Genomic DNA, 4,222 nt, shown 5'->3' with positions numbered 1-4,222 from the left:
GCGCCATGCATGAACTCTTGACTACGGCAGGCAAGACGCTCGACGATATCGATCATGTAATTTTCCATCAAGCTAATAAATTCATGCTCGATGCATTGCGCCGCAAGCTCAAGATTCCAGAAGAAAAATTCGTGATCGAAATCGACACCGTCGGCAACACGGTATCCTCGACCATTCCGATTGCCATCGCCCGCGCGCGCCAGGCAGGCCGCGTCAAGCCCGGCGACCTGGCTCTGCTGCTGGGCTTTGGGGTCGGCTACTCATGGGCCGGCACGCTGGCACGGCTGTGACCGCTAGCTCCACCTTTTAAAGGAAATATGATGCAAGAATTTATCGACGGCATGGCCGACATCCTCGAAATCGACGCTGCCAAGGTAACGCCGCAACTGGTGTTGGCCGACCTCAGCTGGGACTCGCTGGCCATCATCTCCACCATCGCGCTGGTGGACGACCTGTACGACCAGATGCTCGATGGCCAGGCCCTGGCCTACTGCGTCACGGTCGCCGACGTGCAGGCGCTGATCAAACCGAAGGCTTGACCATGTCGCGCCAGCGCCTGGCCTCCGGCCTGCCGTTCACCTTGTCCAACCTGGCACTGCGCGGCCTGGTGTGCGCGCTGCCGCGCACCGAGATCACCAACGACGCGTTCGTCGAGCGCTTCGGCGCGGAAGGGGTGGCCGATGTCGCCAAGATGATCGGCGTGCAGGCCCGGCGCCGCGCCGGCGATGGCCAGACCACGGCCGACCTGTGCCAGGCCGCCGCCGAAACCCTGCTGGCCGACCTGGGCTGGGAGCGCGACAGCGTGGACGCGCTGGTATTCATTTCGCAGACCCCCGATTACGTGCTGCCGGCCACGGCCCTGGCACTGCACGGGCGGCTGGGACTGGACCGCGGCTGCGTGGCGTTCGACGTCAACCTCGGTTGCTCGGCCTACCCTTACGGCCTGTGGCTGGCCGCCAAGATGCTCGACGGCCAGGCCATTTGCCGGGTGCTGCTGCTCGTCGGCGACACCATCAGCAAGACCGTGGACGAGAACGACCGCGCCACCGCGTTGCTGTTCGGCGACGCTGGTACCGCCACCGCGCTCGAGTTCGACCCGCAGGCGGCGCCCGCGCACTTCATTCTAGGCAGCGACGGTGCGGGCGAGCGCCACCTGATGATGGCCGCCAGCGCCGCCAAGCCGTATGCCGGCGACGACGCCCGCCTGGCCGCACGCGATCCGGGCAAGCTGTACATGGACGGCGGCGAGATCTTCAACTTCACACTGCGCAGCATTCCGCCGCTGGTGGCCGACCTGATGCAACTGTCGCACCGCGACACCAGCCAGGTCGATGCGTTTCTGTTCCACCAAGCTAATTCCTTCATGCTCAAGCATCTGATCAAGAAAACCAAGTTGGCAGTCAACCGCGCACCGATCAATATGGACCGCTACGGTAACACGTCGAGCGCCTCGATTCCACTGCTCATTGGCGCCAGCCTCGGCGCCGCCGCGCAAGGCCAGACCGTGGCCATGTTCGGCTTCGGCGTCGGCTATTCGTGGGCTGCAGCATTGCTGTGTCTGGCATCGTTGCAGGTCAACCGGGTGATCGAGGCATGACCATGATTTTCAATCCCGACATGCTGGCCGGCCAGCATATTTTTGTCACCGGCGCCTCGTCCGGCATCGGCCGCGACACCGCGCTGCTGCTCTCGCACTGTGGCGCACGCCTGATCATCAGCGGGCGCGATGCCGACCGCCTGGACCAGACCTTGCAGGCGTTGGCAGGCAACGGTCACGTGGCAGCGCCGCTCGAACTCGACGGCGGCGACCACATCGTCGACTTCATGCAAGGAATCAGCGCCGAACTACCGCTAACCGGCCTGTTCCACGCTGCCGGCATCGAACTGATGCGCCCTGCCAAATTGAGCCGCGCGCGCCAGTTCGACGACGTGTTCGCCTCGAGCGTGAAGACCGCCGTGGCGCTGGCGCGCGCTGCCGCCCTGCGCGGCGTCATGGCCGACGGCGCCGCGCTGCTGTTCATGTCGTCGGTGGCGGGCCAGAGCGGCCAGTCCGGCATGGGCGTATATTCGGCAGCCAAGGCCGCAATCGACGGCCTGGTCCGCTCGCTGGCGGTGGAACTGGCGCCGCGAGCCATGCGCGTCAACAGCATCGCTGCCGGCGCGGTCGACACCGCCATGCATGAACGGCTCGGACGTGGCCTGCCGGCCGACGCCATGCAGGCGTACCAGCAGCGGCACCCGCTCGGTTTCGGCACCACCGCCGACGTGGCACAGGCGGCGGCATTCCTGCTGTCGCCTGCGGCGCGCTGGGTGACCGGTGCGACCTGGGCCGTCGACGGCGGCTACCTGGCGCGCTAATTCATCGATACGGACATCCCATGAAGAACATCATCATCGTCGGTGCCGGCCGCTTCGCCCGTGAACTGCTGTGCTGGCTTGAAGACAGCCTCGACCCGGCCAGCGAACGCATCGCCGGCCTGCTCGACGACACGCTGGCGCCCGCCCCGATGCTCGAGGACGAGTATCGGTACCCGTTGCTGGGTGCGATCGCCGCTTACAGCTTGGGGCCGGACGACGTGTTCGTGCTGGCCGTCGGTGCGCCGGCCGCCAGGCTGGCGATCGCTGAAGGCCTGGCCGCTCGCGGCGCCCGTTTTCACACGCTGATCCACCCGAGCGCCATCGTGGCGCGCACTGCCCGCCTGGGCCGGGGCGCCGTGGTCTGTCCGTTTGCGCTGGTCTCGGCCGGCAGCCGCGTGGGCGACTTCGTCACCATCAATAGCTACGCCAGCGTGGGGCACGACGCCGTGCTTGGCAACGGCTGCACCCTCAGTTCACACGTCGACCTGACCGGCGCGGTGCAACTGGGCGTGGCGGTAATGGTCGGTTCGGGTGCGTCGGTCCTGCCGCGCGTGCAAGTGGGCGACGGCGCCACGGTGGGCGCCGGCGCCGTCGTCATGCGCCGCGTGGCTGCCGGTGCCACCGTGTACGCGCCACCGGCCAAAACCCTATGATCGACGCCCACTACCTGACCGCGCAGGCGCAGGCACACCGTCTGCGCGACGAATTTTGGCACCTGCTGTGCCATCGCAGCGAGTTGCCCGCCAGCGGAGACTATCTAAAACTCGACTGGCTGGGCCAGGAAGTAGTGGTCTTCAACGACCACGGCGAGCTGGTAGTGTTCGACAACCTGTGCCCGCACCGCGGCACGCGCTTTTTTACCGACAGCCATGGCAATGCGCCGCTGACCTGCCCTTACCACGGCTGGTCGTACCGGGCCGGCGCCATGCACATCCCGTGCCGCGAACGGTATGCCCAGGCCGATCTCGCCCGCGCCACCCTGCACACGCTGCAGATTGACTGGTGTGCCGATTTCCTGTTCGCGGCCCCGGCGCCGCGCATGGCGCTCGAAGACCAGCTGGGCGGCACCTACAACCTGCTGGCCGATGTGTCCTTTAATATCGCCGGACGCAGCGACCTCAACGCGCGCGACTTCGCCTGTGACTGGCGCGTGGCGCTGGAAAATGCGCTCGAGCCGCTGCACGTGCCGTTCGTCCACCCCGAATCGTTGGCGCAATTGCAACTTGGTGATGGCGTCAACACGTTCACGCCATGGACGTCGATCTGGCATGCCGAACTCGGCAACTCGGCCATGATCAAAAAACTGCGCTCGGTCAAGCGCCTGTTCGCGCTCGACAGCCAGTACGAAGGCTACCAGAGCGTGTACCTGTTTCCGTTTACGATGCTGTCGTCGACATTTTCGTATTCTTACTCTTTGCAGCATTTCTTCCCGGCAGCGCAGCCCGGTCGCACGCATTTTTCCAGCCGGTTGCTCAATGGCGCGACTCGTCCCGCCAGTGCGGCCGCGCTGCAAGGCTTTTTTGATGCAAGTGCCCACATGAACCGCCAAGTATTTGCCGAGGACCAAGCTATATGCGAGCGCATCGCCCCGGGCGCGATCGATGACGAGCGCTTTGCCACCCTTGCGCTTGATGAGGAAAAGATAGGCCATTTCCGCAGCTGCCTACAGACTGCACTGGCCGTGTAGCTTTTTTAATTATTTCCACCAGGAATTTAATAAACGGTGGCCGTTGGTCGTCTTGCCATTGGAGAGCACAGATTATCTTGCTCCAAACTGATCCCCACCATTTAGGAGCTGTAACATGCTGAGTCTTCACACCAACTTCGCTTCGCTGTCCGCACAAAACTCGATCGGCAACACCCA

Annotated in this window: 6 protein-coding genes; all 6 read left to right on the top strand. The window is 64.6% G+C overall.

Features of this window, described 5'->3' with window-relative positions:
• The coding region (locus tag DUPY_RS00365; protein WP_275531529.1) for a 3-oxoacyl-ACP synthase III family protein at positions 1–290 on the top strand (290 nt) is incomplete at its 5' end.
• Between the two features lie 30 nt (positions 291–320).
• Positions 321–539, top strand: coding sequence for an acyl carrier protein (locus DUPY_RS00360; RefSeq protein WP_070245754.1), 219 nt, complete (start codon positions 321–323; stop codon positions 537–539).
• 2 nt (positions 540–541) lie between these two features.
• Positions 542–1,597, top strand: a complete 1,056-nt coding sequence (locus tag DUPY_RS00355) for a ketoacyl-ACP synthase III (RefSeq protein ID WP_070245753.1) — start codon at positions 542–544, stop codon at positions 1,595–1,597.
• Positions 1,598–1,602: 5 nt separating this feature from the next.
• Positions 1,603–2,358 (top strand): SDR family NAD(P)-dependent oxidoreductase, encoded by a 756-nt coding sequence (locus DUPY_RS00350; protein WP_371851717.1) that lies wholly within the window; start codon positions 1,603–1,605, stop codon positions 2,356–2,358.
• 20 nt (positions 2,359–2,378) lie between these two features.
• Positions 2,379–3,011, top strand: a complete 633-nt coding sequence (locus tag DUPY_RS00345; protein ID WP_070245752.1) for an acetyltransferase — start codon at positions 2,379–2,381, stop codon at positions 3,009–3,011.
• Positions 3,008–4,045, top strand: coding sequence for an aromatic ring-hydroxylating oxygenase subunit alpha (locus tag DUPY_RS00340; RefSeq protein WP_070245751.1), 1,038 nt, complete (start codon positions 3,008–3,010; stop codon positions 4,043–4,045). The genes DUPY_RS00345 and DUPY_RS00340 overlap by 4 nt, the downstream gene beginning before the upstream one ends.
• Positions 4,046–4,222: the final 177 nt, after the last annotated feature.

The sequence above is a fragment of the Duganella phyllosphaerae genome (assembly GCF_001758785.1).
GTDB classification, from domain to species: Bacteria; Pseudomonadota; Gammaproteobacteria; order Burkholderiales; family Burkholderiaceae_D; genus Rugamonas; species Rugamonas phyllosphaerae.
This window is presented reverse-complemented; position numbering and strand designations above follow the sequence as displayed.

Bases quoted from the DNA above. Each gene is read 5' to 3' on its own strand.
- DUPY_RS00360 (WP_070245754.1), top strand. From the start codon at position 321: ATGCAAGAATTTATCGACGGCATGGCCGACATCCTCGAAATCGACGCT.
- DUPY_RS00340 (WP_070245751.1), top strand. From the start codon at position 3,008: ATGATCGACGCCCACTACCTGACCGCGCAGGCGCAGGCACACCGTCTG.
- DUPY_RS00355 (WP_070245753.1), top strand. From the start codon at position 542: ATGTCGCGCCAGCGCCTGGCCTCCGGCCTGCCGTTCACCTTGTCCAAC.
- DUPY_RS00345 (WP_070245752.1), top strand. From the start codon at position 2,379: ATGAAGAACATCATCATCGTCGGTGCCGGCCGCTTCGCCCGTGAACTG.